The sequence below is a fragment of the uncultured Cytophaga sp. genome (genome assembly GCF_937863595.1).
Taxonomy (GTDB): domain Bacteria; phylum Bacteroidota; class Bacteroidia; order Cytophagales; family Cytophagaceae; genus Cytophaga.
Map to the genome: position 1 here is coordinate 1 of NZ_CALMGQ010000028.1, position 26343 is coordinate 26343.

The following is a 26343-nucleotide window of genomic DNA, read 5'->3' on the forward strand; positions in this document are numbered from 1 at the left end:
TACTCTGTACTCTGTACTCTGTACTCTGTACTCTGTACTCTGTACTCTGTACTCTTCTATTCCTTCGCTGCTGCATACTGCAACGAACTCAACTTGCTATACAATCCTTCTTTTGTCAAAAGTTCTTCGTGGGACCCAGATTCTTTTATTTCACCTTTTTCTAATACAAAAATAACATCTGCATGTTGTATCGTAGATAAGCGATGTGCAATGATAATTGAAGTTCTACCTTTCATTATTTTTTCAGTCGCTTGTTGTATTAACTCTTCTGTTTCAGAGTCAATGGAAGATGTTGCTTCATCTAGAATTAATATTTTAGGATTGTAAACCATCACTCGAATGAATGAAATAATTTGTCGTTGGCCTGCTGATAATGTACTACCACGTTCCATTACTTCATAGTTTAATCCATTAGGTAAACGTTCGATAAATTTTTCAGCACCTACCAAGCGGATTGCTTCCCAAATTTTATCGTCAGTTATATCTGGGTTGTATAGCGTGATGTTATTTCGAATGCTTCCTGAAAACAGAAAAACGTCTTGCAATACCAAACCTATTTGTAAACGCAATTCATTCAAATTGTAATCTCGAATATCTGTTCCGTCAATTTTAATACTACCATCTTGAATATCGTAAAAACGATTTATTAAATTAATGATGGAAGACTTACCAGCACCTGTTGATCCTACAAACGCAATACTTTGACCTTGTTTTACTTCAAAGGTAATGTCTTTTAGTACAGGTTGATTTTCTATATAGCTAAAATGAACATGTTCAAAAGAAACGGCACCTTTAATTTCTGGCAATGCTTTTGTTCCCGAAGTCTGAATGGGTGTTTGATCGTCCAATAATTTTAGAATTCGATCAGAACTAACAACCGATAATTGTAAGGTGTTGAATCTATCTGCGATCATTCGTATTGGTCGAAAGAACATTGAAATATACATAATGAACGAAACCAATGTTCCGAATGAACTCGTTTCTCCCAACACTAATTTTGATCCAAACCATATAAGTAATACAATTCCTAAAGAACCAATAAATTCAGCGACAGGAAAATAAATAGAATATGCATTTACAGATTTTAAGTTTGAATCTCTGTGGTCAATATTAATCTGTTTAAATTTATCATACTCGCGTTTTTCACTGTTGAAAATTTGAACAATGCTCATGCCTGTTATATGCTCTTGCACAAAGGTATTTAAGTTTGAAACCGCAATACGAACTTCGTTGAAAGAATCCTTGATGCGTTCTTTAAAAACGTATGTGCTGAATAATAATATAGGTAAGGGACATAAACAAATGAGTGTTAATCTCCAATCTATATAAAGCATAAAGCCAAAAATGAAAATCAACTGTAGGAAATCGCCTAGAATGCCTGCCAAGCCATCTGAAGTGAAATTAGATAAGGTTTCAATGTCAGAGATGTTTCTAGTAACCAGTCTTCCAATAGGTGTTTTGTCAAAAAAGTTTAATTTAAATTTTAATAGATGATTGAATAATTTTATTCGGATATCACGAATGATTGTTTGACCTAATTTACCTGCAAGGTAGGTGTCAAAGTATTGCATGCATGCTTGAGCAACCAAGACAAATACCATCACACCAACGATTTGGTATAATCCGATTAAGTCATAATTAGCGATTTTTTCATCAATCGCAATTTTAACTAAATATGGTTTAATAGATGCCAATACCGCCCCCAATAAAGTTAAAGAGACTTGGGTATAGAATATTTTTTTATAAGGCTTTACAAATTCGAATAGCCTACCTAATATTTTTAAATCGAACAGATTTCCGCTTACGACGGCACTAACTTCTTTTTGCACAATTATTAAATTTCCTTGATAAACGAATTATATATTGGTTGACTTTTCAATAGCTTTATTTTTATCTCTTCTGTATAACAATACATGCAGCCCAATACCTAACAACATACCTATAATACCACCTACATATCCAAAATTATTAATTTGAACAACACGTTGAAATGCGATGGGATCTAATATATCTTCAGGCATACTTTGTCTAGCTATTGCAATATCTGTTGGAATAGGCATATAGGCTGCTATAATTGAAAACAGAGAAGCCATGGTGAAAGTTAATACAAACGTATAGAATGTATAAAATAATAGTTTGCGTGTATTGCGATGAATTCTGCCCACAGCAGTCAATACGATACCAAAGGGAATTCCCGTTTGCCATGCATTCAACATTCCAATCATTCCTGCACGCACTCTTGGATGCCAAGAGTGTGGAAATTCGTAATTGTTAAAACGGAATTTAGTAAAGAATTCTTCTGAAATACTGAACGTCATTTGGTCGTGTATAAAACCATAAAAGCTGGCCAATACAGGAGCAAGTATCAATAATGCAATGAAAATGAATGTACGCATAAGTAGTTTCTAGGTACTAGTTACTAGGTGCTAGACTGTATTACAATCCTGAAACGAATAACAAGTGTTTTATTTAAATGTTGTAATAGTAGTAGTACGGAAATTATTTTATCTAGTAACGGTAAACAAGGTACTAGTAGCTAGCAATTGTTACTTCATGTATCTGAAGTCATGGTCTGCAGGTAATTGAACCAAGAATTCGTAGATCATTTTAATCACTTGTTCCACGTCTGATTTGCTAACAATTTCGACAGTAGTATGCATGTATTTTAAAGGTAGTGAAATCAATGCAGACGCTACACCTGCGTTTGAATAAGCAAAGGCATCCGTATCTGTACCTGTAGCACGACTTGCCGAAGCACGTTGAAAAGGTATTTCTTTGCGATTTGCTGTATCGATAATCATGCGTAGTAAATTATTTTGAACAGCAGGTCCATAAGTTAATACTGGTCCTTTGCCACAAGATAAGTCACCACTTGTGATTTTATTGTACATAGGGGACTGCGTATCGTGACACACATCTGTTATGATCGCAACATCTGGTTTAATTCTATGTGCAATCATTTCAGCACCTCTCAAACCAATTTCTTCTTGTACTGAATTAACTATATAAAGTCCGAAGGGAAGCGTGTTGTTGTTTTCTTTTAATAAGCGTGCAACTTCAGCAATCATAAATCCGCCGATGCGATTATCCAATGCACGTCCGCAATAATAGCGTTCGTTCAAAATCATAAATTCATCTTCAAACGTAATGACACAACCAACGTGTACACCTTTTGCTTCCACCTCTTCTTTATTGCTGCAACCCAAATCAATAAAAATATTTTTTAACGTTGGTGCTTTATCATTTTCTTCATCGCGCACATGAATAGCAGGCCAGCCAAATACCCCTTTAACGATTCCCTTATCTGTATGAATGTTAACACGTTTTGAAGGTGCAATCATTGTATCCGAACCACCATTTCTACGAACATAGATATAGCCTTCTTTTGTAATGTAATTCACAAACCAAGATATTTCATCTGCATGCGCTTCAATGACAACTTTAAATGGAGCATCTGGATTGATAACACCTACAGTCGTACCATACGTATCTGTAAAATACGTGTCGATGTAAGGACGTAGGTAATCCAGCCAGATTTGTTGGCCTGATGACTCAAAACCAGTTGGTGCTGCGTTATTCAAATATTTATGTAGAAATTGTTCTCCGGATTCGTTGATAAGACTCATACTTGAAATGTTAAGAATAGATGTTACAACGAATATACGCAGACTGGGGTTAAAAATGCCATTTTAGTTCAAAAAAACTACTTATTTGCGAGCTTGTGAAGACGTCAACACCTTGATAGTTAACAGGTAAATATTGAAGTGGTATTATTTATAAAAAAGATGAGCACATTTACATATGTTCAGATAAAATATCCGTAAAACGTATAGGGTTAAGGAAACATTTTTAAAGGAGGAAGATTATGTCGCAACGCTTGGGAATTATAGATATGGGGACGAATACGTTTCATTTACTTATTTCAGAAATAGTAGATGGAAAGCCCCATACATTGGTAAATGAAAAATCAGCTGTTGGTTTAGGTAAAGGCGGGATTAATCAAGGAATTATTACCGATGATGCAATTGCACGTGCCTTAATAACCTTGAAAGAATTTCGAATAATTTTAGATGCACATAAAGTAAGTCATGTTATTGCTACTGGAACTAGTGCTGTTCGCACCGCTAAAAATAAAAACGTTTTAATAGATAAAGTTAAAACAGAAGTCAATATTCATGTTGAGGTGATTGATGGTCCGAGGGAAGCAGAATTAATTTTTAGAGCGGTACAAGAAGCCATAGCCATGGAGGATAAGCTACATCTTGCTATGGACATAGGTGGTGGAAGCGTTGAGTTTATAATTGGCGACAGTAAAAAAATAGTTTGGAGGCAAAGCTTTGAAATAGGCGGACAACGATTGATTGAGCGGTTTCATGTGCACGATCCAATTCGGGAAGAAGACCGTCTTGAAATGCATAATTATTTCGATTCAATTTTAAAATCCTTAGATGATGCTATTAAAAAATACAAACCCATTCAATTGATTGGTTGTTCGGGTACATTTGATACACTTGCAGAAATGAATATTCAACATCATAGAGAAAAAATACTATTAGAGAAGCAGACATGTTATTTAATGTCATTAAACGATTTTAAGCGTATACGCAACCAGATGGTACATAGTACGCGTGCAGAGAGATTGAAGTTTGCGGGTATGATTGAATTGCGTGTAGATATGGTAGTTGTTGCAATGTGTTTGATTGAACATGTACTCGTTTTTTTAAAAGCAAATTCAATTATGGTATCAACCTATGCGTTAAAAGAAGGAGTTTTGTACACCATGTTGGACGGAGAAAAAGTAGGTATTTAATTATGAAACTTTAAAGAGTTACATTGGGCTGTCTTTTCTAGCAGCTACCTGTTAAATAACGCTATTTAATACTTTCTCCACGAATACATACATACGATTTAATATGATAAAAAAAATAGTTCTATATGCAATTCTACTTCTTACGAGTGTTCTGCTGAGTCGTTATATCTACACAATCAGTGTTCAAAGAAACGAAGTAGAATATCATTTAAATTTTGTTAAGTCAATTTTTCTAGCATCAAATAGCTTTCCTTTAAATGGGCCTATCCCTATTGAATATACAGGAGAGGGACAAGAAATATCTCCAGAATTGCATTGGGATAATATACCAGAAGGAACTAAATCATTTGTAATTTTATGTACTGATTATGATGGTCCAGCGCCATGGTTGCCTTTATTAACGATTGATCATTGGGTAGTATATAATATTCCAGCAACGAAACATTCTTTATCAAAAGGAACAGCTGTTGTACAATTGCAAAATGAGGGTATACTATCTGGAAAGAATTTTAAAGAAACATATACATACATAGGACCAAAGCCTCCTATTGGAAAACATCGATATTTTTTCAGAGTCTATGCTTTGTCTGTTCCCGACTTACAATTAACTAATCCAACTAAACAAGAAGTAATGGATGCCATGAAAAATTATGTGTTGGCTTATGGCGAATTGGTAGGAGTGTATTGAACTTGTATTTGTCCGTAAAATTTATAATTTTAAAAATACAAATAACTGGATGGGATTCTCTATAGAAATTTTGAGAACCCCATCCAATTATTACATTCCACTTACTTTTTTATCTTTGGGATATTTCACAGAATATTTTAAAATTAATTTTTTTGTTTCTGCAGTAGCCATATTAATCTTCCACGTAATTTTTCCTATTGTTGCATCAATACTAGCTCCAGAAGATTCTAGAAGTTCAACTTCCAATGAACTGTTTTTAGAAATCGGATATTGATCTTCTACAACAATTACAATGGGTTCTTTCTTTGTATTGCGAATACTGATTTCATACGCATATTCTTCTTTGCGATTTGTGCCAATCATTTTTTTAGAAGTGTAATCCGTAATGATGTTACGCTCAACAACAATACGTGGATCACGTCCCAATGAAATATTTAAAGTGTCTGTTGTATTAGATGCATCAATATATGTTTTGCCAACAAAGGTGCCTTCAAAATAAATGTTTGCATTTCCAGACAAGATATTATACGTATCCCATTTTGTTATACGCGCTAATAAAAATGCAGACAAGTCTAATTTTGGAACCACTGCATATTGATAGTCTGCTGGCAAATCTATGTTCTTAATATCTACTTGCTGGCCTTTACCACCCGACAGTATGGAATAAGGCAGGCCAATAGCAAACTCAATTGATAAGGTCGTTTCTACTTCTGAAATATAATCGGCAACAGAAGATGCACGTGCACTTCCAGATGCAGAAGTTTTCGCATAATCTTTATCATCGGCACTGTAGCTTTCCATCTCCATTGCAGGCTGAATAGCTTTGTATTGTTTTTTGTAGCGCACAATTGTTGGATCGTAAATATCAACAAACCAATTTGTCAATTCTGGCTTATTGCCACCAACTGATGGGTTGCTCGTAGAAAGAACTATCTTAACATTTTTCCAATCGTACCCTGTTTTTTGAAATACCTGTGCTTTGTACGCTAATTGTACCGGTGATTTTGCATCTTTTGCACGAATGTCGTACAGTGGATACCACCCTGCATTGCTTGTAATATAGCTAGTTGTTAAAGATCCCGTTAATCCAGTTTTAGCAGACACGGTAACTATAATGGTACTACTTGGTTGATTTGCAATTTGATTGTATTCGGCTAATTGATTGTTAAAGCGCGTTAAACTAGATTGATATTTTTTAATTAGCATTTTATTATCAATCACTTCTTCTCTAATTTCTTCTAAATGTTCTCTGAAAAAATGTGCCATATCCGACAATTCTTTTGCTGTTAGATTGGTGTTTTGTCCTTTGATATTTTGATTGGATAAAATCAATTGTTCTTCTTTATTCAACACATCATTTATCTGCGTGTTGAAGTCAACCAACATGCTATAATGTGCGATAGAGTCTTCTAACATTTGGATTTTTACAGGCTTTGTTTCCTTTTTTAAATAATCCATTTCGTGCTCAACCGAAAGTATGGTGAAGTCTCCTTTGCCGCTTACTTGTATGCTTTCAGGATCTAGGAAAGTAGTTTGATTTTGCAAACGAATAACTGTTTTGCCATTTTCTATTGTGATAGGAGTCTGTGTTTCAACCTGTGCACGGTTTAAAAATACAGTAACCTGCTTAATCGTAGGGTTCGCCGTTATTATATTTTCTTGCGCATGTATATTAAAGCTGTTTGCCAGTATGACGATTAAAGAAATGAATAAAGACTTCTTCATAGAATAAGATGTTAAGGAATGGGCGTGGCTATTGTTTAAGCGTATAACGAATGTACTCAATTTTTATTGAATGAAGGCTGGACGGTAATAAAGCTAAAAGTACAAGGCATTATGCCTAAAGCTTATGGCCCGTAGCACATTATTTAAGTTTGTTTTGTTTATGATGCTAATAATTATAATTATTGTTTTAATCTATTGGTTATCTATTAGTTAAAATATTTTAACATCTGTAAATGTAACGATCAGAAGCTTAAAGCTTAGGTACTCAAGCCTTCAGCTTTCCGCCTTAGGCCTTCCGCTTTAGGCAACAAGCAATTCAACCGTCAGCTTTTAGGCTTTCCCAACAGAAACCTATATTTTTACATATTAAATTGAAATTCTATGTATTCATATAAAGACTTATTCGCTTTTACCAAAAATGTATTTTTAGCAATGGGCTGTCCGGAGGCTGATGCGCAATTAGCAACAACCGTATTATTGTCTGCGGATCTACGTGGTGTAGATTCTCACGGCGTTGCTCGCTTAACGGGATATGTACGTTTATGGGAAGCCGGTCGCATTAATGCAACACCCAATGTGCGTATTGTGCATGAAACACCAAGTACCGCTACTGTAGATGGTGACGGTGGTTTGGGTTTGGTTGTGGCGCCAAAAGCCATGCAAATTGCAATTGATAAAGCAACGTTGGTAGGTACAGGCTGGGTAAGTGTAAAGAATTCCAATCATTATGGCATCGCTGGTTATCATGCTATGATGGCTTTAGAGCATGATATGATTGGTATATCAATGACAAATGCGAGTCCGCTTGTTGCACCTACGCATTCTTTAAAACGTTTATTGGGCACCAATCCAATTGCAGTAGCTATTCCTGCGAAAGATCAACCACCGATGGTTGCTGATTTTGCAACCACTACAGCAGCAAATGGAAAATTAGAAATATTGCAACGTAAAAATTTAGAAGCTCCCCTTGGTTGGATTCAAGATAAAAATGGCGTAACAACTCCCAATGCACATGAATTAAAAGAGGGGGGGGCGCTACTCCCTTTGGGCGGTGATTTGGAACATGGTAGCCATAAAGGATATTGCTTGGGTTCTATTGTAGATATATTCTCTGCAGTATTATCGGGCGCTAATTATGGTCCGTGGGTGCCGCCATTTGTAAGTTTCTTGCCGATGCCTTCTGATCCAGTAGGAGAAGGGATAGGGCACTTTTTTGGTGCAATGCGTGTTGATGCATTCAGACCTGCAGACGATTTTAAATCACATATGGATAATTGGATTACAACTTTCCGAAATGCTCCAGCGGTAGAAGGAAAGAGCGTATTAATCCCTGGTGATCCTGAAAGAGAAATTCAAGCATCTCGTTTAAGTGTAGGTGTTCCATTGTTAGGGCCTGTGATTAAAGATTTAAAAGATGTTGCAGATAAGTTGGGGGTTGCATTTATTGAAGAGCTTAAAGCGTAAAGCTAAAGCCGAATGCTAAAGGCTTAAAGCCCAAAGCTACATTCGTTTAAATTTAATAATTTGAATGCTTATTATTTTAAAATAAGTATACAAAGCATATTTAAATGGGTTGAATGAAATGAAGTATATACCTTTTCTTTTTACGTTCGTATATATTTATAAACAAAGTATGTTCATGCGCTAAAAAGCATTAGGCCATAAGCCTTCCGCTTTAAGCCTTAAAAAAATGGCCAAAAAAAGAATCATACCGAAACCTAAAGTTGCAAAGCGCGCATCTTCCAAAAGAAGCAGTTCGTTTGCGATTTCAGGGAAAAGTTGGGCATACATCTTTGGCGGCTTTGTAATTGTTACATTGTGGTTTGTGTCGTTTTCTTCCAATACGTCTTTTCGTTCTTCGGCTTATTATGTATATGTTAGCAGAGGTACAGACATAGATGAATTAGCAGATACATTATCAAAAAAACGTGTTATTAAATCTGCCTTCACATTTAAATGGATGGCATCTCTTTTGAATGTTGAAACATTACGACCAGGGATGTATCGAATTGAAAAGAGTTGGGGAAATTATAGGATGGTTTCATTTTTAGACGATGCAGAAATCCGCATGTCACAATTGATTGATTTAGGAACCTACCGTTCACGAAAGCGCACGATACATCAACTGTGTCAACTAAGCAATATTGATGAAAAAGAATTTTTAGCACTTTTAGCAGATTCCGATGAAATGGATGATTTGGGTGGATTTACAATTGAATCTGTCTATTGTATTTTTAGACCTGGCAGATATCGAATTTATAAAAATACCAATCCAAAAGAAGTGTTAGAGTATTTGGCCTGCAACTACGTTCAATTGTGGAACGACGAACGTAGAGCTGCATGCAAGAAATTAGATCTGAGTGAAGATGAAGTTGTGATCTTATCATCCATCGTGTTTTCTGAAACCAAACAACGCAGCGAAATGGCTACAATTGCTGGCGTTTATATTAATAGACTTCGGAATAATATGAAATTACAATCCGACCCTACCGTATTGTTTGCACATACAAGTATGAATTCCAGAAGAGTTTCAAACAAGCAATTAAAAATTGATTCAGATTATAACACCTATGTTAAAAAGGGCTTACCACCTGGGCCAATTTGCATTGTACCTACTTTTGTAATCGATGAAGTTTTGAAATACGACGAACATGCCTATTACTATTTTTGCGCGAAAGGAGATAATTCTGGCTGCCATAATTTCTCTTGTACCTATGATGATCACATCACAAATGCTAAAAAGTACAGAGAAGGTTTGAATAAGAAGAAAATATATAAGTGAAAGATAGTGGTCAGTAGTTGGTGCAGGTGCTAATAAGGTATATGATAGTATTTAGAAGCGTTTGCGCTTTGATAGAAACGTGTAGAGTGTAAAAAAAGTGTAGAGTGTAAAGTGAAAAGTGTAGAGTACGCTCATTAAATGAGCGGTCCTGTAACTTTATCGAAAACCGAATTGTATTCCGAACTCCTTATAACGCCCAAGCTTACACTTTCTACTTTACACACGCTTGTTAATCCTCTATTCACAAAACGAACATATATCAATCCAAAATACATCTCTTTTAAATGTTAAAAATTGCTTTCCATCCAGCCTACAACCATCCTGTTCCTGAAGGGCATCGTTTTCCGATGTTGAAGTATGATTTAATAGCAGAGCAGTTGGTGTATGAAGGCACGATTGCGGAAAGTCAATTATTTTCTCCTGAGCGAATTTTAAAATCAGATTTACTACGTTCACATGATTCAAATTATGTGCAGGCCTTAGATACACTGAGTTTGTCTCCTTCAGATATTCGCAAGACAGGATTTGCGTTAACGCATGAGCTGGTGATGCGAGAAGAAATAATCATGCAAGGCACCATAGATGCAGCTATACATGCAGCTGCTTTTGGTATTGGAATGAATATCGCTGGTGGTACGCACCATGCTTATAAAGAACACGGAGAAGGTTTTTGTTTGTATAACGATATTATATTGGCTGCCGATTATTTATTGGCGAATACCTTAGCTCAGAAAATTCTGGTTGTAGATTTAGATGTACATCAAGGAAATGGTACTGCAAAAATGGCTCAGGGTAATGATGCTATTTTTACTTTTAGTATGCATGGAGCTAACAATTATCCTGCACGTAAAGAACAATCTAATTTAGATATTGCATTGCTCGATAACACAAGAGATGAAGCATATTTGAAGGCTCTTTCAGAAATACTTCCTAAATTAATAGATGAAGTACAACCCGACCATCTGTTTTTTCAATCTGGTGTAGATGTGTTGGCAACTGACAAACTGGGTAAATTGTCTCTTACTCGAAATGGATGTAAAGAACGGGATTCTATTGTATTGCAAGCCTGTAAATTGAATAAAATACCTGTAACAATCTCACTGGGTGGTGGTTATTCTGAAAACATCATAGATATTGTGGAGGCACATTGCAATACATTTCGTTTGGCGCAGGAACTTTATTATTAATTTTTCAGTCTTTAAGCTAGTTGTAGGCCATTGCTACGTTACCTTTTACTAAGAACTTCTTATATTTACTTGATTGTACATATACTCATGAAGCAACTCATTTTAATAATTTTACTTGCTATTTCTTCTGTTGCTTTTGCAAGCAATGCACACATAGAATACGACTCTTTGGTTAATGTCTATTTTGCATCTGCAAAAAAAAATATGGAAGCTAAAAAATATGATTCAGCGCATGCAGATTTTAAAAATCTGTTTAAACTGAAAAGTACCATTCCCGATGATGCTGCATATTATTATGGTTTAAATCAATTTTACAGAACCAAGTACAAACAAGCTCAACAAGGCTTTGAAAAGTATGTTCGATTACTTGGAGATAAAGGAACATTGTTTGATAGTTCTATCTATTACATTGCACGTGCCCAGTGTTTTGAAAAAGGCTATGTAGAAGAAAAAGAAGAATGTAATCTCTGTCACGGTACAAGCCATTCTAAAATTAAGTGTTTGAAATGCAAAGGTGTCGGTAAAGAGTATTGTTCTTTGTGTTCGGGATCTGGTGTTATTATTTCTAGAAATAATTTTGGCGATAGTTATCAGAAGTGTTATAAATGCGAGGGTACAGGCATTACCCTTTGTAGTGTATGTCATGGCACAACGTTTCAGGATGGTGATTGTCCGCAATGCAATGGTAAGGGGTATGTAATAAAGCGTAAAGATTGTAAATAAAATATATGCAGGTTATTTCTAAAAAGAATCATAATATTAGTGAAGGCTTACTAATCGCCATGTTGGTAGCCGTAAATTTCACACACATAATGGATTTTGTAATCATGGCTCCCCTTAGTCCATTTTTAAAAGAATCCTTATCTATTTCAACCGAACAATTTGGCTCCTTAGTTTCAGTCTACACATTTGCAGCCGCCGCCGGAGCAATTTTTGCGTTCTTTAACATTGATAATTACGATAGGCGTACGGCTTTATTATTTTTATATAGTGGTTTTATTATTGCAAATGTATTGTGTGCAATGGCACCCCAGTATAAATTTTTTATGCTAGCACGCTTGGTTGCAGGCTTATTTGGAGGTGTATTGAATGTGCTTATTATGACTGTAGTCGGTGATGCAGTGCCGCTTGAACGAAGAGGTAAAGCTACTGGCTTAGTAATGTCTGCTTTTTCAGGAGCTTCTATAATTGGTATTCCTTGCGGATTAATTCTTGCAGAGCGGTTTGATTATCATGCACCCTTTTGGTTGCTTTCTATTTTAAGCTTAATTGTGGGTATTGTATTGTTTGTGTTTTTCCCTTCTATAAAAACGCATTTAGAATATACTGGAGTTAAAACCAAGCCACTAGAAATTGTTAAAGAATTCTTAAAAAATAAGAACATCATTCGTGCCTTGATTTTTATTTTCTTATTAATGGTTGGCGGTTTCACAGTGGTGCCGTTCATAAGCGATTATCTGGTGTACAACGTTGGTCTAAACACAAACGAATTGAAGTATGTGTATTTAGTAGGCGGCGGCGCTACGATTGCGAGTAGTATTTTAGTTGGTAAGTTGTCGGACAAATACGGTAAAGTAAAAACATTTATTGTAGCTGCAACTATTTCTATGATACCTATATTTGTAGTTACGATTTTGCCACCAATGCCATTAGGATATGTGTTGTTGTTTAATATGGCTTTCTTTATCTCGTTCGGAGCCCGTTTTGTACCTGCTATGACCTTAATGACATCTTGTGTGCAGCCTCAGCGCAGGGGTAATTTCCTTAGTATAAGCTCTGCTATACAATCTTTAGGTTCAGGCGTTGCGATTACAATTGCTTCGTTTATTATTACAAATGATGCGACAAAGAAATTACATCACTTCGGTTGGGTAGGTGTTGTTGCTTGTGTGGCAACTGCAATTTGTATTTTTGTTTCGTTACGGATTAAAGAAATTTCGTAAGCATTCATGGCAGCACTTTCTCATTGGATCAGCGCATTTCGATTGCGCACCTTGCCTTTAGCCTTATCAAGTATCTGTATGGCTGGCTTTCTCGCATACCAGCACCAAGCGTACAATGGATATGTATTTGTGACGTGTATTGTTACAACCTTATTTCTTCAAATATTATCCAATCTAGCGAACGACTACGGTGATTTTATGAACGGTGCGGATGGCGAACATCGTGTTGGTCCCCAACGTGCAGTACAAAGCGGAGTGATCCGTATTTCAGAAATGCGTATAGCAATTGCTCTTTTTTCATTACTGAGTTTCATTGCTGGTATATATTTATTGTATCAAGTACGCAGTTTGTTGAGTTGGCACGTATTGGTAGGTTTCTTGTCTGTTGGCATCTTAGCAATCGTCGCTGCATTAACGTATACAGCTGGTAAAAAACCCTACGGATATGCAGGTTTGGGAGATATATCTGTATTTCTTTTCTTTGGCTTTGTAGCAGTCGGCGGAACCTATTTTCTTCAAGTAGGCATCCTTACTAGCGATGTGCTTTTGCCCGCATTCAGTTGCGGATTGTTATCTACAGCAGTACTTAATGTAAACAACCTACGCGATATTGATGCCGATGCATTGGCTGGGAAAAAATCCATTCCCGTTCGTATTGGGCCTATTTGGGGCCGCTATTATCATGTGATCCTAATTGCTAGCGCATGGGTTTGTGCTACAATATACGTGTATGTACATTATACATCCCCATTCAATTTGCTGTATTTGTGTTTGCTTCCTTTATTTATACGTCATATATACATGGTATTTAAAACCAAAGAACCTCGGTTGTTGGATCCATTTTTAAAACAATTGGCTTTGAGTACATTGGTTTTTGTTTTAACTTACGGGATAGGAATTGTCTATTTTTAATTATGATAGAATCAAAAGTTGTTGTACTAGTTCGCACTACACATTCCATTGCGAAAGCCGCTGCAGAAAAATTTTGCAACCAAGGTTTTCGTGTGGTATTATGGGAAGATAGTTCTACTATTATTGATCCTACAATATTAGAATCGTGTAAGTTGCGTAAAGGATCTTGCGAAATAGACAGCTTTGATTTTAGTCAAGCACAAAATTTCGAAAAAGCAGCCGTACAAGTAATTAAAAAATTTGGTAGAATTGACATATTGGTGAACAATCCAAAACTTTCACCTGTTTCCAAGGTCCCTAATTTATCGACCGAAGCATGGCACGAAACCATTGATGCCAATCTTTCTGTCTTCTTGCATTCCATAAGTGTTGTTGCGCCTTTTATGCAGCAACAAAAAATGGGCAGCATCATTAATTGTTGTTTGCCTTTGCGAATTCACGATAGTTTAACAGATAGGCACTATGACGGCATACGCGAAGGTGTTAAAGGTATTACGCAACTGTGGGCTAGAGAGCTGGGTCAAAGTGGTATCAATGTCAATACAATCATACCTGGTTATATAGAAGAAGATAATTTACCTTTAGCAGATTCAGCAGAACTTACACAATTCAGATTGAAAATTCCAGTCCGCCGTTTTGCGCAAGCAATCGATATTGTAAATGCCTATTCATTTTTAGTAACCGACGAAGCATCGTACATCACAGGTACAGAGTTGGTGATAGATGGTGGCGTGAGGATTTAGTTCTAAGTGCTAGGTACTAGTTGCTATACGTGGGTGTGAACAGCATTTATTTTCTATCCGAAATTTCCCCCACTTAATTTAACAGATTTCTTTGCTATATACGAAATCGTCAGACACTTTTTTCGATACGTTCGAGGTTTGTATGATTAAACAATACGCATATACTTTTTATCTATCCAAGTAAACATATTGCAACTTTACGTATCTACGACCAAATAATATATCTAAGTGTAATAGTATGAAAAACATTCTTCATAAATTTAAATTTAAAACAGATTCAATTGTTTTGAATGCGACTTCTGAATTTACTAAGGACTGTCTTGATTTGGGATTTTTAACTCGTATAGATTTAAAAAATAAAAGTGCAAATGCTCTTGTGTTTGTTCAAGACAAAAAGATGTTTATTCATTTTTTGAAAATGCATTTGAATGAAATAGAATACGATGCTGTTCTTTGGTTTGCTTACACTAAAGGAACATCAGGAATTAAGACAGACATACACCAAGATATTTAGAGTGAATTTGGAGCAAAATACAGAACCACCACAGTAGCTACAATTTCTATTTCGGATGTGTGGAGCGGCTTGCGCTTTAGGCCGATTGGTCGGGTAGGGATTAAGTATTTTTAAATGAGTATGTTACATCTTATTGTGAAAGAATTCTTGTTCTGATAATATTCAAAGCTGCATTATCAAAATCTGAGTCCTAAACCGTATCTTGCTTAACAAAGCAACACAAATTACGTACAACATCAGGATTGCTACTAACATATATTTCCAATGAAGAAAATTTGCATTTTATTCCTTTTGTTGAATAGTATATTTCTGGTTTCGGCACAGGATAAAAATGATGTATTATACAATGCAATTATCAAAAATGATAAGGCAACGGTAGAGAAGCAATTGGCTGCAGGTGCAAATGCAAATTATGTAAAGGAACTCTCTCCTTGGCTACGTGTAAGTATGTTGATTGCTGCGGTTGATAATAGCAATTTAGAAATCGTGAAATTACTGTTAGCCAACAAAGCCGATGTGAACTATCGGGATGGGTTTTATACAACAGCCATCATGTATGCGGCATCAAGTGGGGAATTGGATATCGCCAAGGTATTATTTGATGCAGGTGCTAAAGCAAACGATAACGATGGCAAAGGAACCAGTGTTTTGTCTTCAGCTAAAGAAAGTGAAAATGCAGAACTGATTGCTTTAGTGGAAGCGAAGTTAAAAGCAGCAGGGCAGTGATGCAGGTTTGAAGAGGAAATTTCAATTACGCTATTTTACCGTCACAAAATCTACCTCGCCATTTTCAGCGGTTAAAAATTCTTTTGTCTTTTTATTATAAAATATCTCATGATATTTAATATGCAATACAATGTTGCGATTTGCATCAATCACACCGTGCAAATCATTTTCAGTAACATGAAACAAGGAAGGCGACAACTCAATTATTTTCTGATAACGCGGTGAAATGATTTCTTTACCCCAAGCATCAGCGATTCCTTTAAATGTATTTTTTGATAATAAATAATTTCCACCCTTCGTTAATTTTATAGATGCATAACCATCGGGGGTTAATATTTTACCCGAGACATCCATTAAATAATGCGTTCCTTTTTCACTTACAATACAAACCTTATTTCTGAATACACCAATAGAATCGTAATAGGGTTGCGCTACAAAACTTTCGTTTTTGTCAACGATACCCCATTTGCCATTTAACTTTACTACTGCCACCTCATTTTCGAAGGGACGAATTATTTCATACTGTGGAGCTATACGTATCTTACCTAGATTGTCAATGCAACCAAATCTGCCGTTTATATATTTCATTACAGCAAAGTCATTATAGAAACCATCTACAGAATTAATTTTTCGATCAATGGAATATGTCCCTTTGTTCAATTGAATGATTTTAGTAATGCGATCTTTTGTAGTTACGAATGTTGTTAAGCTTGAACCTACTTGTATCTCCGAATATATAGTCGGTAAAATTGTTTCGCCTTTGGTATTGATCAATCCATATTTGCCTGCACGTTTTATTTTTACAAAATCTGCATTGATGGGAATAATTTCTGTGTTCGAATCTATATTATAAGTATAGGTTTTCTTTTGAAGCGCATTCAATTTGAGTAAGCCGATGGAGTATAAATACACATCTTGTTGATTGAAAACAACCTCGTTTGATTTGTTGATAACAAGTTGTGTTCCATTTTTTTCTACTTCACACAACCCATTTTCAAAATCGTTAACTTTGGAGTATTCAAAAGGAATAATGAGCATTCCTTTTTCATTTATAAAGCCCCATAAGTTTGATGTCGCTTGTACAGCTATTAAGCCATTTAAGAGAGGATGATAATCAATAAATACACTTGGGTAGAGGAGGGTGCCACTGTGGTTATATAACTTCCAGTGCATGGATTTGCCCGTTCCAATTTTTAATCCTGCATGTATGCATACAGAATCTATTTCTATCATATCATACGCAGGTTCAATTAGCCAAGCAGGATCTTCAATTTTCTTAACCCCCCATTTACCATCCTTTTTTATCGCCAAGGTATGCGCATAAATATCTTGTATGTCTTCGTAGATACTTGACAGAAGTATTGTTCCAGTTTTGGTAAGCAAGCCTTCCCAACCATTCAATCGAAAACTTAAAAGAGAGTCGGACATGGTAAATTGTACAGAGTCGTATGCATATTGATACCTCTTTGTGCCAGCACTAGTGTGTAAAGACCAGTTATTATAACGTGTGCCTTTAATTTGTTTTGGACTTGCCGACTCAATGTGTTTGAACTCAAATGCAACCAAGCTTATATTACTATGGTTGATCATACCCCACTTACCGTTTTTTTGTACAAAGATGTTCTTACCTTTATTCGTAAATTTAAAATTATTGTATAAGCACGGGATTGGCAATTTTAAATCACTAGTATAGAAACCCCATAAGCCTGCTGTATTTTGTACAGGTAGTAATCCAAACGACGACTCCAATATTTTTTTATAAATGGCAGAGATACGCACTTTGCCTTTATTGTCAATGGTGCCGTATAAATTATTGATGATAATGATTGCTTGTCCGCCGTTAAACGGATTTGCTACGCCATCAAAACGTGCAGGTATAACAACTTTTCCAGATTTATCCTTGAAGCCGTATTGGATTTTGCCATTTTTTGTTTCGCTATACGTTGTGAGTCCCTCAAAGTACTGAACAGTCTGTGCTTGAGAAGTAATAACGAACGAAAATAAAAGTGCGGATAAAATAAAACGAAACATCATTATCTAGTAGGAAGAATAAAGAGCAAACTGGATTGTGAAATGTGTTTTAATAGATAACACGCGTTTGCTGTATCATAAATAAATTGATCGTATGTTGGTTTGCAACGTATGGTTCTGTCTTTTTCGATAAGACCATATAAAGAATCTTTTCTAAAAACAAACAGATCTGAATTGCCATCCAATAAATATTCATAAATAGGTGGTATAAGCTCTCTGCCATTGGTTTCGCAAAGTCCGTATAAGCCTTTGTTAAATATATACCATCTTCCGCTGCTTGTTTGTTGTATGCTATCAAAGGTAATGGAGTTTATATTTTTACCATCTTTAGAAATAAACATCCATCTTTTACCATCAAATACAGCCGCAGCTCCATTGTAAAACGGAAGTGCTATTTTATAGTAAGGCTGTACGGTCATTTCTTCACGCTTATTAATATAGCCCCATTTATTTTTAAAGCGGATAGCTGCCATATTGTTATGCCATGCAGTGATTGTATCGTATTGATGTGAAATTTTAACATTCCCAATCGTATCGCAGTAGCCGTAAGCTCCAGCTTTTTTATACATCAACCAATTGTCGCTTTGATAATATGCACTATCAAATTTCAGTGTCAATTTTATTGTGTCGTATGAGAATTTCGAAATATTAAATTGGGTACTGAAGTTTTTTGTGGCGCTGTGTATTTTTTGCGTTGTATCTTCAATTGTTAAATCCCATCGATAATAGCTGTTGCCATTCCGAAACAGATTCCAGCGACTAAATCGTTTAGAGGGTTTAATTGAATCACAGCGTAGGTTTGAGAGAATTTTTTCTCCGGTATTTTTATAAATATCCCATTCGTTAAATAAGACTGCATTATAAACCGAATCGTTGGAATGGAAAAGTTCTTTATATGGAGAAGATATAAAAGGTTTAGCAGCTCGGTCTAGTAGAATAGATTCGTCTGCTGTTGTTAATTGATAAAATAACGTATCTATCTTTTGTATGTGGTCAAAAGTGGGAGAACTTTGTTTCGTGGAACTGTTATATATATACTTAGAGGTTGCTGACTGAACGATGTATAAATTATTTTCTAGATAGTCTATATGGTTCGCTTTAAATTGCGTTCGATAGGCAGAGGTCGATTGATAGATGGAATAAAGTACGGTGTATTTTTTGCGCGCAAAAAAGGATGTGCGACAAATAAATTCATCTTTAAAGGTATGTTGTATGGAATCGGATTCGAAAGGGAGTATGAGTTTATTTGCTTGTACAAGTCCTGTTCTTTTTCTAGGTACTCCTGCTAAGGTATCTAAGATAGATACAACCGAATACGTACGTGTAAACAGCTTATTTTGTAAAACACGATTAAAAACAGAATCAGAATTGAAATGAAGATATGAAACAGTTGGAGAAGTGTTTGCTGCAATCGGATTCTTAGTTGCGCTTACTGTTGTTGAGGTGTCTTGGGCAGATGTTACAAGTAAAGTGGCAATGCAAAAAAATAAGGTGAATATGAGTTTCTTGCTCTTAATCACGCAGGTGTTCAGGTTGCTTGTCCAAATTAAACATATCATTTAACACATCAATTAATGTGTCTGCTTCTCCACGTTTGCAAGCCGCCTTTAATTGCAAAACGGGCAACTTGATAATTTTTTGCATGATGCTTTTGGTTATTTCATCAATTTTTTTCGTTTCTTCATCGTTCAGCTGTTTTACAAAACGCGACAACTCTTCCTTGCGGATTTGTTCCAATGCATTTTTAAGCTTGTTGATAGTTGGTGAAACTTCCATTTCTTTAGACCATTCATTAAATTCAACAATAGAATCTAGAATAATTTTTCGAACGTGGGGTATTGCATTTAATCTATTTGCCAGCGCTTCATTTGAGCGATTTTGAATATGGTCAATATCATATACAATAATACCGGGTAATTCTTCTGCTTTCGGGTCTACACTTCTAGGGACAGATAAATCGATGAAGTATTTATGCGATAGAATAGATAATTTTTGTATTTCTTCTTTAGAAAACAAAGGTTGGTCCATAGCAACAGAACTGATAACCAAATCTGCATTGCTTACAGCATCCCATAGTGTTTCAAAAGGGACGTATTCTATATTACATTCTAAGGCTAAAGCTTCTGATTTTTCAATACTGCGATTTATAAGCGTAATGTTTTTGAACGCCGTATTTGATTTGAAGTTTCTACAAACGTCTGCACCAATTTCTCCTAAGCCAACAAGTAATATGTTTGCATTGGGTTGTATGCTTAGTAACTCTTCGGCCAATTCAACCGTTGCATACGAAACAGACGCTGCGCCATCTCTGAAAGCAGTCTCTTGTACAACACGTTTATTAGTAAAGAAAATGGTATGCATTAAACGGTGTAAAAATGGACCAGATAGATTTAGGTCAGCACTCCATTGATATGCATATTTTACTTGATTGACAATTTGCATGTCACCCACCACTTGCGAATCTAAACCAATACCTACCTCAAATAAATGAAGTACTGCATCTGATTGCTGGTTATATATTTCAAAATAATCTATTTGATCAATTAATGCAGGTATGTTTTTTTCTATACCCAGCAATTTTATAAGAACCGAACTTAAATCTTCGTTAGAAGTATAGTATATTTCGGTACGGTTGCAGGTAGAAAGTATTAACAATTCTGAAATCTCAGTGAAATCCCGAATCTTTTGCAAAAGGCTTTTACACTCAGTTTCTTTTAGAGCAACGCGCTCACGAATCTCAAGCGGTGCTTTTCTATATGTTAAACTAATGGATTTGAAATTCGAAATCATATCTATCTGCTTCCTCAAAGGACTATAAATTTACGCCTAAACCTCAATTCTTCGAGTTTTCTTGTAATAAAATAGCTAATTTATAATCGTTACAAATAAAATACAATTTTCGTTCTTATGGACATATATAAATTAAACGTTCGGATTAAATTCGTCATTGTTTTATTGGGCTTAATTGTTATCGTCGGGTCTTTGTTTTACACGGATTATTTGGCTAAACGCTTGGTTGAACGTGAAAAAAAACTTATTGATTTGTATGCCAAAGCCTTAGAGACAGTTGCGACGCAAGAAACAAATGCGAATATGGCATTCCTTACAGAAACCATTATTAATGCGAATACTTCTGTACCTGTAGTATTAGCAGATGGGCAAGGTGAACCATTAAGCTCAAAAAATGTAGATATACCATCTGGGCTTTCTGAAAATGAAACGAATGTATTTTTGAAGAAAGAAATAGCAATCATGAAAGGCCAATACGAGCCGATTGTTATAGAATTTTATGGAATGAAGAATATTATTTATTATAAAGATTCGCAGATTTTAATCATGCTGCGGTATTACCCATACATTCAATTATCTGCCATTTTATTTTTAAGCTTGGCGGGGTATGTGGCATTTAATTATAGTAAGAAAGCAGAACAAAGTAAAGTTTGGGTGGGCCTAGCGAAAGAGACGGCGCATCAATTGGGTACACCGTTATCGTCGTTATTTGCAATTCGGGATTATTTTAAAGAAATAGAGCCCTTTAAAGACGATCCTATGACCGAGGAGTTGGCAAAAGATGTGGATCGATTAAATGTGATTACGGCTCGTTTTTCTCAAATTGGTTTGGAAGGGAAGTTGAATAATGAAATCGTTTCCAATGTAGTGGAAGAGAATATTGATTATTTAAAATCACGCACCTCAAGTTATATAACCTACTCCATGATAGACCATACAAATGGAGCAGAGGCAAAAATGAATATATCGCTTATGGGTTGGGTGATAGAAAACATTTGCAAAAATGCGATTGATGCGATGGATGGCAGAGGTGCCATTGAAATAAATATCTCATCCATAAAAAAAGTGATTTGTATCGATATTAAAGATACAGGTAAAGGGATTCCCAAAAATAAATTTACGTCAATTTTTAAACCTGGGTTTACAACCAAAAAACGCGGCTGGGGACTTGGTTTAACCCTTGTTAAACGTATCGTAGAAGAATATCATGGAGGTAAGGTATTTGTATTGAATAGTGGAGCGGATAAGGGAACGACGTTTCGGATTGAATTGAAAGAGGCATTTCTTAAGGAAGTATAAAGTATTAAGTACAGAGTATACTGTATAGAAAATGGCTTCGAATATTCGAAGCCTTTTTTATTCATAATTGTACCTTATGAACGTAGTATTTTAATTTAGACTACTATAGCACTAAGTAAGAAAGCATTGCTGTTTTAAAAGTATGTTAATTTCTATAAAAAAGTATTAAAAAAATAATGGCTTCGAATAGTTCGAAGCCATTATTTTTTAATACTTAGTACTAAGTACTCAATACTAAGTACTTTTTATTACAACGAATTTGGATCAAACTTACCAACCCACAATCCTTTTTCACTTTTTGTTTCCCCAATGAAAATAATTTTCGAATCGTTTTCAATATACAACATTGGAAAATCTTCGTTTAAGTAATATTCTCCATTACCATACTGTACAATTTTTTCAAAAGTTCCTTTTGTAACATCTAACTTAATTACACGTGGGTATCTAAGTGGTCTACATTCTGTTTTCTTTGTTGTTGAAGAAAAGCCATAAGAAGTTTCGGTTTCACATTTTGTTCTATGAGGGATAAACTGCATCCAATATAAATGATTTGGGTCTTTGCCTTCATACAACCAAGAGTTTGATGGATAGAAACGAGCATCTGCAACACCACCACCTAAAATTGCTCCTTTACGAGAATCGTCGTCAATTCCATACGCATTTTGCAATTGACCTTTTTGGTCAAATTGGAACAAATACAAATCGGTATAAATAGTACCTGTAACGTCACCTTGGTTGTCTACTTTATAATCTTGCGCTATAATGTATATCTGTCCTTCAGAACCGACGGTTAGGTTTCGAATTTCTACTCTTTTGCCATTGTAAACAGATGGTTTCTTTTGATCATCTGGTTTGCGCGTTTTTGTTTCGAATTCAGTTAATGAAGTAACACCAACAAAACCAGTTCCTTTAGAATTTACTTTCACCAATTGGAAGTCACTAAATTTAGCTTGTTCGTTCGGCACATCCGCCAATCCATAGAATTTTTTCTCCATATCTTTAGCATAACCCGGTCCATACAGATATATATTCTCTCCATCAATCAAAGCCCCACGAACGGTCCACGTATGTGCTTTTGAATTGAATTTCATATTGCTTACTAATTTACCATCTGGAGAAATGCGTAATACAGTATAAAGTGTAGGGTCTGCAGCTTCATATTTCCCCATTCCTTGGCCACCCATTGGAGCTAGAACAACAACCCAATCTTGACTTTCTGCATTTGGATTTTTTGAATCTGCTACAGGTGCAGAGAATAATAATTTATGCGGATTTACTAAATCTACAGTAATATCTGAAAGTATTTCCAATCCGTAGTTTACGCGGAAAATATGATATTTTTGATATTGTTGATAAGGAGCTTTTGAAGTACCTTTTTCGCCAGCCAATGCTATGATTTCACCTGTTTCATCATTTTCATAGTGGCTGATGTAGAACATGTTTTTACCATTTTCACCTTCAAATTTTAATTTGTCTAGTGTTTTAGTAAATTTTACATATTTCAATAAAAACCAATTCCATGTGTAGGTAATCTGTTTTTTCTTAATTACGAACGTGCCAGTTAAGTTAGGTGCAGCGGTAACACCTTCAACAACATATGAATCACCTTTGAAGCTGAACCAAGTATACTTAGCACGAGCTCTAGATAATTCAATTTCGTCCACAACGTCCGATTTTAAATTCAAATCGTAATCAAACGTATATATTTCAAATTTTACTTTTGCATTGGTAGATTTTGTAACATAAGTCACAACAATTTCTTTTTTTGCATCATCGCGTTCTACATTTCCTATATAACCTCGATTGGCTTTCCCTGAAATGTCAACCGTTTTTTCTGCGGCTAGCTGTTGCGCATTTACCTGCATATTGCCTAAAGCAAATAAACAGATAACTAAATAAATTAATTGTTTTTTCATAATTCTAAAATATTGTTAAAGTGATATTGTTTTTTATTGGAGTGAACACATATTCATACTCCAAAAAGTTAAAAATAATGTAAAAGTAGTTATTATGCCAAATATTTTACCGTTTTACGTATTTTCATCTTTTTTTTAACCTGTTTTAACGGGCTACTAATAAATATTGTTTCAATTCTGTTTATTCTTTGAAAAATTCAAAAAATGATATTTGTTAGTAAAAAGATATAAAGTTTTTCACCATTTCATAATATTATCTTACGCTTCTTGGGTTTGAAAGAATAATAGCCTATTTTTGCAGTCGCAAATTTTGAGATAATATCGTTTCTATAATACCGCAATTCATGGCAAATATTGGTAAAATCACTCAGATTATTGGTCCAGTTGTAGACGTTGGATTTGAAGGAGAGGGCTCTCTTCCACAAATTTTAGATGCATTGGAAGTAACTCGTCCAGATGGACAAAAAATCATCCTAGAATGTCAACAGCATTTAGGACAAGATCGTGTACGTACAATCGCGATGGATTCAACAGATGGTCTGATGAGAGGCATGGAAGTGAAAACTTACGGTTTGCCAATTTCTATGCCTGTTGGTGAAGACATTCGTGGTCGTTTATATAACGTTGTTGGTGATGCAATTGATGGTATCCCATCAAATACTACCGATAAACGTATGTCTATTCACCGTCAAGCTCCTAAATTTGAAGATTTATCTACAAGTACAGAAGTGTTATTTACGGGGATCAAAGTAATCGATTTATTAGAACCTTATGTAAAGGGTGGTAAAATTGGTTTGTTTGGTGGTGCAGGTGTAGGTAAAACCGTATTGATTATGGAATTAATCAATAATATCGCAAAAGCATATGCAGGTCTTTCTGTATTTGCTGGTGTGGGTGAGCGTACACGTGAAGGAAACGATTTACTTCGTGAAATGATTGAATCAAACGTAATTCGTTACGGTGATGAATTCAAGCATGCCATGGAAAATGGCGAGTGGGATTTAACTAAAGTTGATTCTACTGAATTATTGAAGTCTCAAGCTACGTTGGTTTTCGGTCAAATGAACGAACCACCAGGAGCAAGAGCAAGAGTTGCCTTAGCTGGTCTTACAGTTGCGGAATATTTCCGTGATGGAGATGGCCAAGGACAAGGTCGCGATATTTTATTCTTTATTGATAATATTTTCCGCTTTACACAAGCAGGTTCTGAAGTATCTGCTTTATTAGGTCGTATGCCATCTGCAGTAGGTTACCAACCAACATTGGCAACTGAAATGGGTGCAATGCAAGAGCGTATTACTTCAACAAAAAGAGGTTCTATTACATCTGTACAAGCAGTGTATGTTCCTGCAGATGATTTAACAGATCCAGCACCAGCAACAACATTTGCCCACTTAGATGCAACTACGGTATTGAACCGTAAAATTTCTGAATTAGGTATTTATCCTGCTGTAGATCCATTGGATTCTACATCACGTATTCTTAGCCCAGAAATTTTAGGTGACGAACACTACGATTGTGCTCAACGCGTAAAAGAAATTTTACAACGCTATAAAGAACTTCAAGATATCATCGCTATCCTTGGTATGGATGAACTTTCTGAAGAAGATAAGCAAGCTGTTCACCGTGCACGTAGAGTACAACGTTTCTTGTCTCAGCCATTCCACGTGGCAGAACAATTTACAGGTCTTAAAGGTGAATTAGTACATATTAAAGATACGATTAAAGGGTTCAATATGATTATGGATGGTGCGTTAGATCACTTACCAGAAGCAGCATTCAACCTTGTAGGTGGTATCGAACAAGTAATCGCTAAAGGCGAAAAACTTGTTGCTGATTCTAAAAAATAATAATACGTATCCCTCATAAAAAATCAGCTTGCTACAATTATGTAGCAAGCTATTTTAACCAATTAGATACATGTATTTAGATATACTAACACCCGATCAAACTGTATTTAGCGGAGAAATTACTTCTGTTCAAGTTCCAGGAACTGCTGGTCGTTTTGAAGTTTTAATCAATCACGCACCTATCATATCTACTCTTGAAAAAGGGGACGTTGTGATCCGTATAGCTAAAGAAGAAAAGATCTTTGTTATTGATGGCGGAGTTGTGGAAGTATTACACGATAAAGTGATCGTGCTTGCAGAAGCAATATTATAAAAGAAATTTAATCCAATAAAAAAATCCCGTTCCACTAATTTGAGTAGAACGGGATTTTTTATTTCTTAGATTCAATTAATAAACGCAACGGCTAGCCGTTGCGTTTATCGCGGT

The 26343-nt window shown here is 35.5% G+C and carries 22 protein-coding genes; 14 read left to right on the forward strand and 8 right to left on the reverse strand.

Features of this window, described 5'->3' with window-relative positions; translation table 11 throughout:
- Positions 1-56 precede the first annotated feature (56 nt).
- The 3 genes from Q0543_RS02290 to Q0543_RS02300 form a co-directional block, all read right to left on the reverse strand.
- Positions 57-1829, reverse strand: a complete 1773-nt coding sequence (locus Q0543_RS02290) for an ABC transporter ATP-binding protein (protein WP_299248537.1) — start codon at positions 1827-1829, stop codon at positions 57-59.
- A gap of 27 nt (positions 1830-1856) precedes the next feature.
- The gene (locus Q0543_RS02295) at positions 1857-2396 is read right to left on the reverse strand and encodes a hypothetical protein (protein WP_299248540.1); all 540 of its coding nucleotides are present in this window, start codon (positions 2394-2396) and stop codon (positions 1857-1859) included.
- A 150-nt stretch (positions 2397-2546) separates the two neighbouring features.
- Entirely contained in the window at positions 2547-3626 is a 1080-nt protein-coding gene (locus Q0543_RS02300; protein WP_299248543.1) for a M42 family metallopeptidase, read from the reverse strand.
- A gap of 239 nt (positions 3627-3865) precedes the next feature.
- Between Q0543_RS02300 and Q0543_RS02305 the strand changes: the two genes are divergently transcribed.
- Complete coding sequence (locus tag Q0543_RS02305; protein WP_299248547.1) at positions 3866-4810, forward strand: exopolyphosphatase; 945 nt, start codon at positions 3866-3868, stop codon at positions 4808-4810.
- A 103-nt stretch (positions 4811-4913) separates the two neighbouring features.
- A complete protein-coding gene (locus Q0543_RS02310; protein WP_299248550.1) occupies positions 4914-5498 on the forward strand; it encodes a YbhB/YbcL family Raf kinase inhibitor-like protein in 585 nt (194 codons plus the stop codon).
- Positions 5499-5588: 90 nt separating this feature from the next.
- Here Q0543_RS02310 and Q0543_RS02315 read toward each other — a convergent pair whose 3' ends face one another.
- Positions 5589-7223: a DUF4139 domain-containing protein gene (locus tag Q0543_RS02315; RefSeq protein ID WP_299248553.1), complete on the reverse strand. Its 1635-nt coding sequence runs from the start codon at positions 7221-7223 to the stop codon at positions 5589-5591.
- Positions 7224-7604: 381 nt separating this feature from the next.
- Between Q0543_RS02315 and Q0543_RS02320 the strand changes: the two genes are divergently transcribed.
- The 9 genes from Q0543_RS02320 (at position 7605) to Q0543_RS02360 (ending at position 16030) form a co-directional block, all read left to right on the forward strand.
- Entirely contained in the window at positions 7605-8687 is a 1083-nt protein-coding gene (locus tag Q0543_RS02320) for an Ldh family oxidoreductase (protein WP_299248555.1), read from the forward strand.
- 226 nt (positions 8688-8913) lie between these two features.
- Positions 8914-10005 (forward strand): endolytic transglycosylase MltG, encoded by a 1092-nt coding sequence (mltG, locus tag Q0543_RS02325; RefSeq protein ID WP_299248558.1) that lies wholly within the window; start codon positions 8914-8916, stop codon positions 10003-10005.
- A gap of 284 nt (positions 10006-10289) precedes the next feature.
- Positions 10290-11192 carry a histone deacetylase gene (locus tag Q0543_RS02330; RefSeq protein ID WP_299248561.1) on the forward strand — a complete coding sequence of 301 codons (903 nt, stop codon included), beginning with the start codon at positions 10290-10292 and terminating at the stop codon, positions 11190-11192.
- An 87-nt stretch (positions 11193-11279) separates the two neighbouring features.
- Complete coding sequence (locus tag Q0543_RS02335) at positions 11280-11915, forward strand: molecular chaperone DnaJ (RefSeq protein WP_299248564.1); 636 nt, start codon at positions 11280-11282, stop codon at positions 11913-11915.
- Positions 11916-11920: 5 nt separating this feature from the next.
- Complete coding sequence (locus Q0543_RS02340; protein ID WP_299248567.1) at positions 11921-13135, forward strand: MFS transporter; 1215 nt, start codon at positions 11921-11923, stop codon at positions 13133-13135.
- 6 nt (positions 13136-13141) lie between these two features.
- Positions 13142-14047: a 1,4-dihydroxy-2-naphthoate polyprenyltransferase gene (locus tag Q0543_RS02345; protein ID WP_299248570.1), complete on the forward strand. Its 906-nt coding sequence runs from the start codon at positions 13142-13144 to the stop codon at positions 14045-14047.
- Positions 14048-14049: 2 nt separating this feature from the next.
- Positions 14050-14790 carry an SDR family oxidoreductase gene (locus Q0543_RS02350; protein WP_299248573.1) on the forward strand — a complete coding sequence of 247 codons (741 nt, stop codon included), beginning with the start codon at positions 14050-14052 and terminating at the stop codon, positions 14788-14790.
- 238 nt (positions 14791-15028) lie between these two features.
- Positions 15029-15304, forward strand: coding sequence for a hypothetical protein (locus tag Q0543_RS02355; protein WP_299248576.1), 276 nt, complete (start codon positions 15029-15031; stop codon positions 15302-15304).
- Between the two features lie 264 nt (positions 15305-15568).
- On the forward strand, positions 15569-16030 hold the full coding sequence (locus Q0543_RS02360; RefSeq protein ID WP_299248579.1) for an ankyrin repeat domain-containing protein: 462 nt from the start codon (positions 15569-15571) through the stop codon (positions 16028-16030).
- Between the two features lie 30 nt (positions 16031-16060).
- Here the strand turns inward: Q0543_RS02360 and Q0543_RS02365 are convergent, their stop codons facing one another.
- From Q0543_RS02365 to hemA, 3 genes are read right to left on the reverse strand one after another with little or no spacing between them, the layout of a single operon-like run.
- Positions 16061-18064, reverse strand: coding sequence for a WG repeat-containing protein (locus Q0543_RS02365; protein WP_299248581.1), 2004 nt, complete (start codon positions 18062-18064; stop codon positions 16061-16063).
- Positions 18064-19581: a WG repeat-containing protein gene (locus tag Q0543_RS02370; RefSeq protein ID WP_299248584.1), complete on the reverse strand. Its 1518-nt coding sequence runs from the start codon at positions 19579-19581 to the stop codon at positions 18064-18066. The genes Q0543_RS02365 and Q0543_RS02370 overlap by 1 nt, the downstream gene beginning before the upstream one ends.
- Positions 19574-20851, reverse strand: coding sequence for a glutamyl-tRNA reductase (hemA, locus tag Q0543_RS02375; RefSeq protein ID WP_299248587.1), 1278 nt, complete (start codon positions 20849-20851; stop codon positions 19574-19576). Before hemA ends, Q0543_RS02370 begins: the two co-directional genes overlap by 8 nt.
- A gap of 117 nt (positions 20852-20968) precedes the next feature.
- Between hemA and Q0543_RS02380 the strand changes: the two genes are divergently transcribed.
- Complete coding sequence (locus Q0543_RS02380; protein ID WP_299248590.1) at positions 20969-22150, forward strand: ATP-binding protein; 1182 nt, start codon at positions 20969-20971, stop codon at positions 22148-22150.
- Positions 22151-22398: 248 nt separating this feature from the next.
- On the opposite strand, the gene Q0543_RS02385 is transcribed toward Q0543_RS02380, so the two are convergent.
- Positions 22399-24066 carry a hypothetical protein gene (locus tag Q0543_RS02385; protein ID WP_299248593.1) on the reverse strand — a complete coding sequence of 556 codons (1668 nt, stop codon included), beginning with the start codon at positions 24064-24066 and terminating at the stop codon, positions 22399-22401.
- 344 nt (positions 24067-24410) lie between these two features.
- Here Q0543_RS02385 and atpD point away from each other — a divergent pair, with 344 nt between their 5' ends.
- Both atpD and atpC read left to right on the forward strand, forming a co-directional pair.
- Positions 24411-25916 (forward strand): F0F1 ATP synthase subunit beta, encoded by a 1506-nt coding sequence (gene atpD / locus Q0543_RS02390; protein ID WP_299248595.1) that lies wholly within the window; start codon positions 24411-24413, stop codon positions 25914-25916.
- Positions 25917-25986: 70 nt separating this feature from the next.
- Positions 25987-26229, forward strand: coding sequence for an ATP synthase F1 subunit epsilon (gene atpC, locus Q0543_RS02395; protein WP_299248597.1), 243 nt, complete (start codon positions 25987-25989; stop codon positions 26227-26229).
- Positions 26230-26343 lie beyond the last annotated feature (114 nt).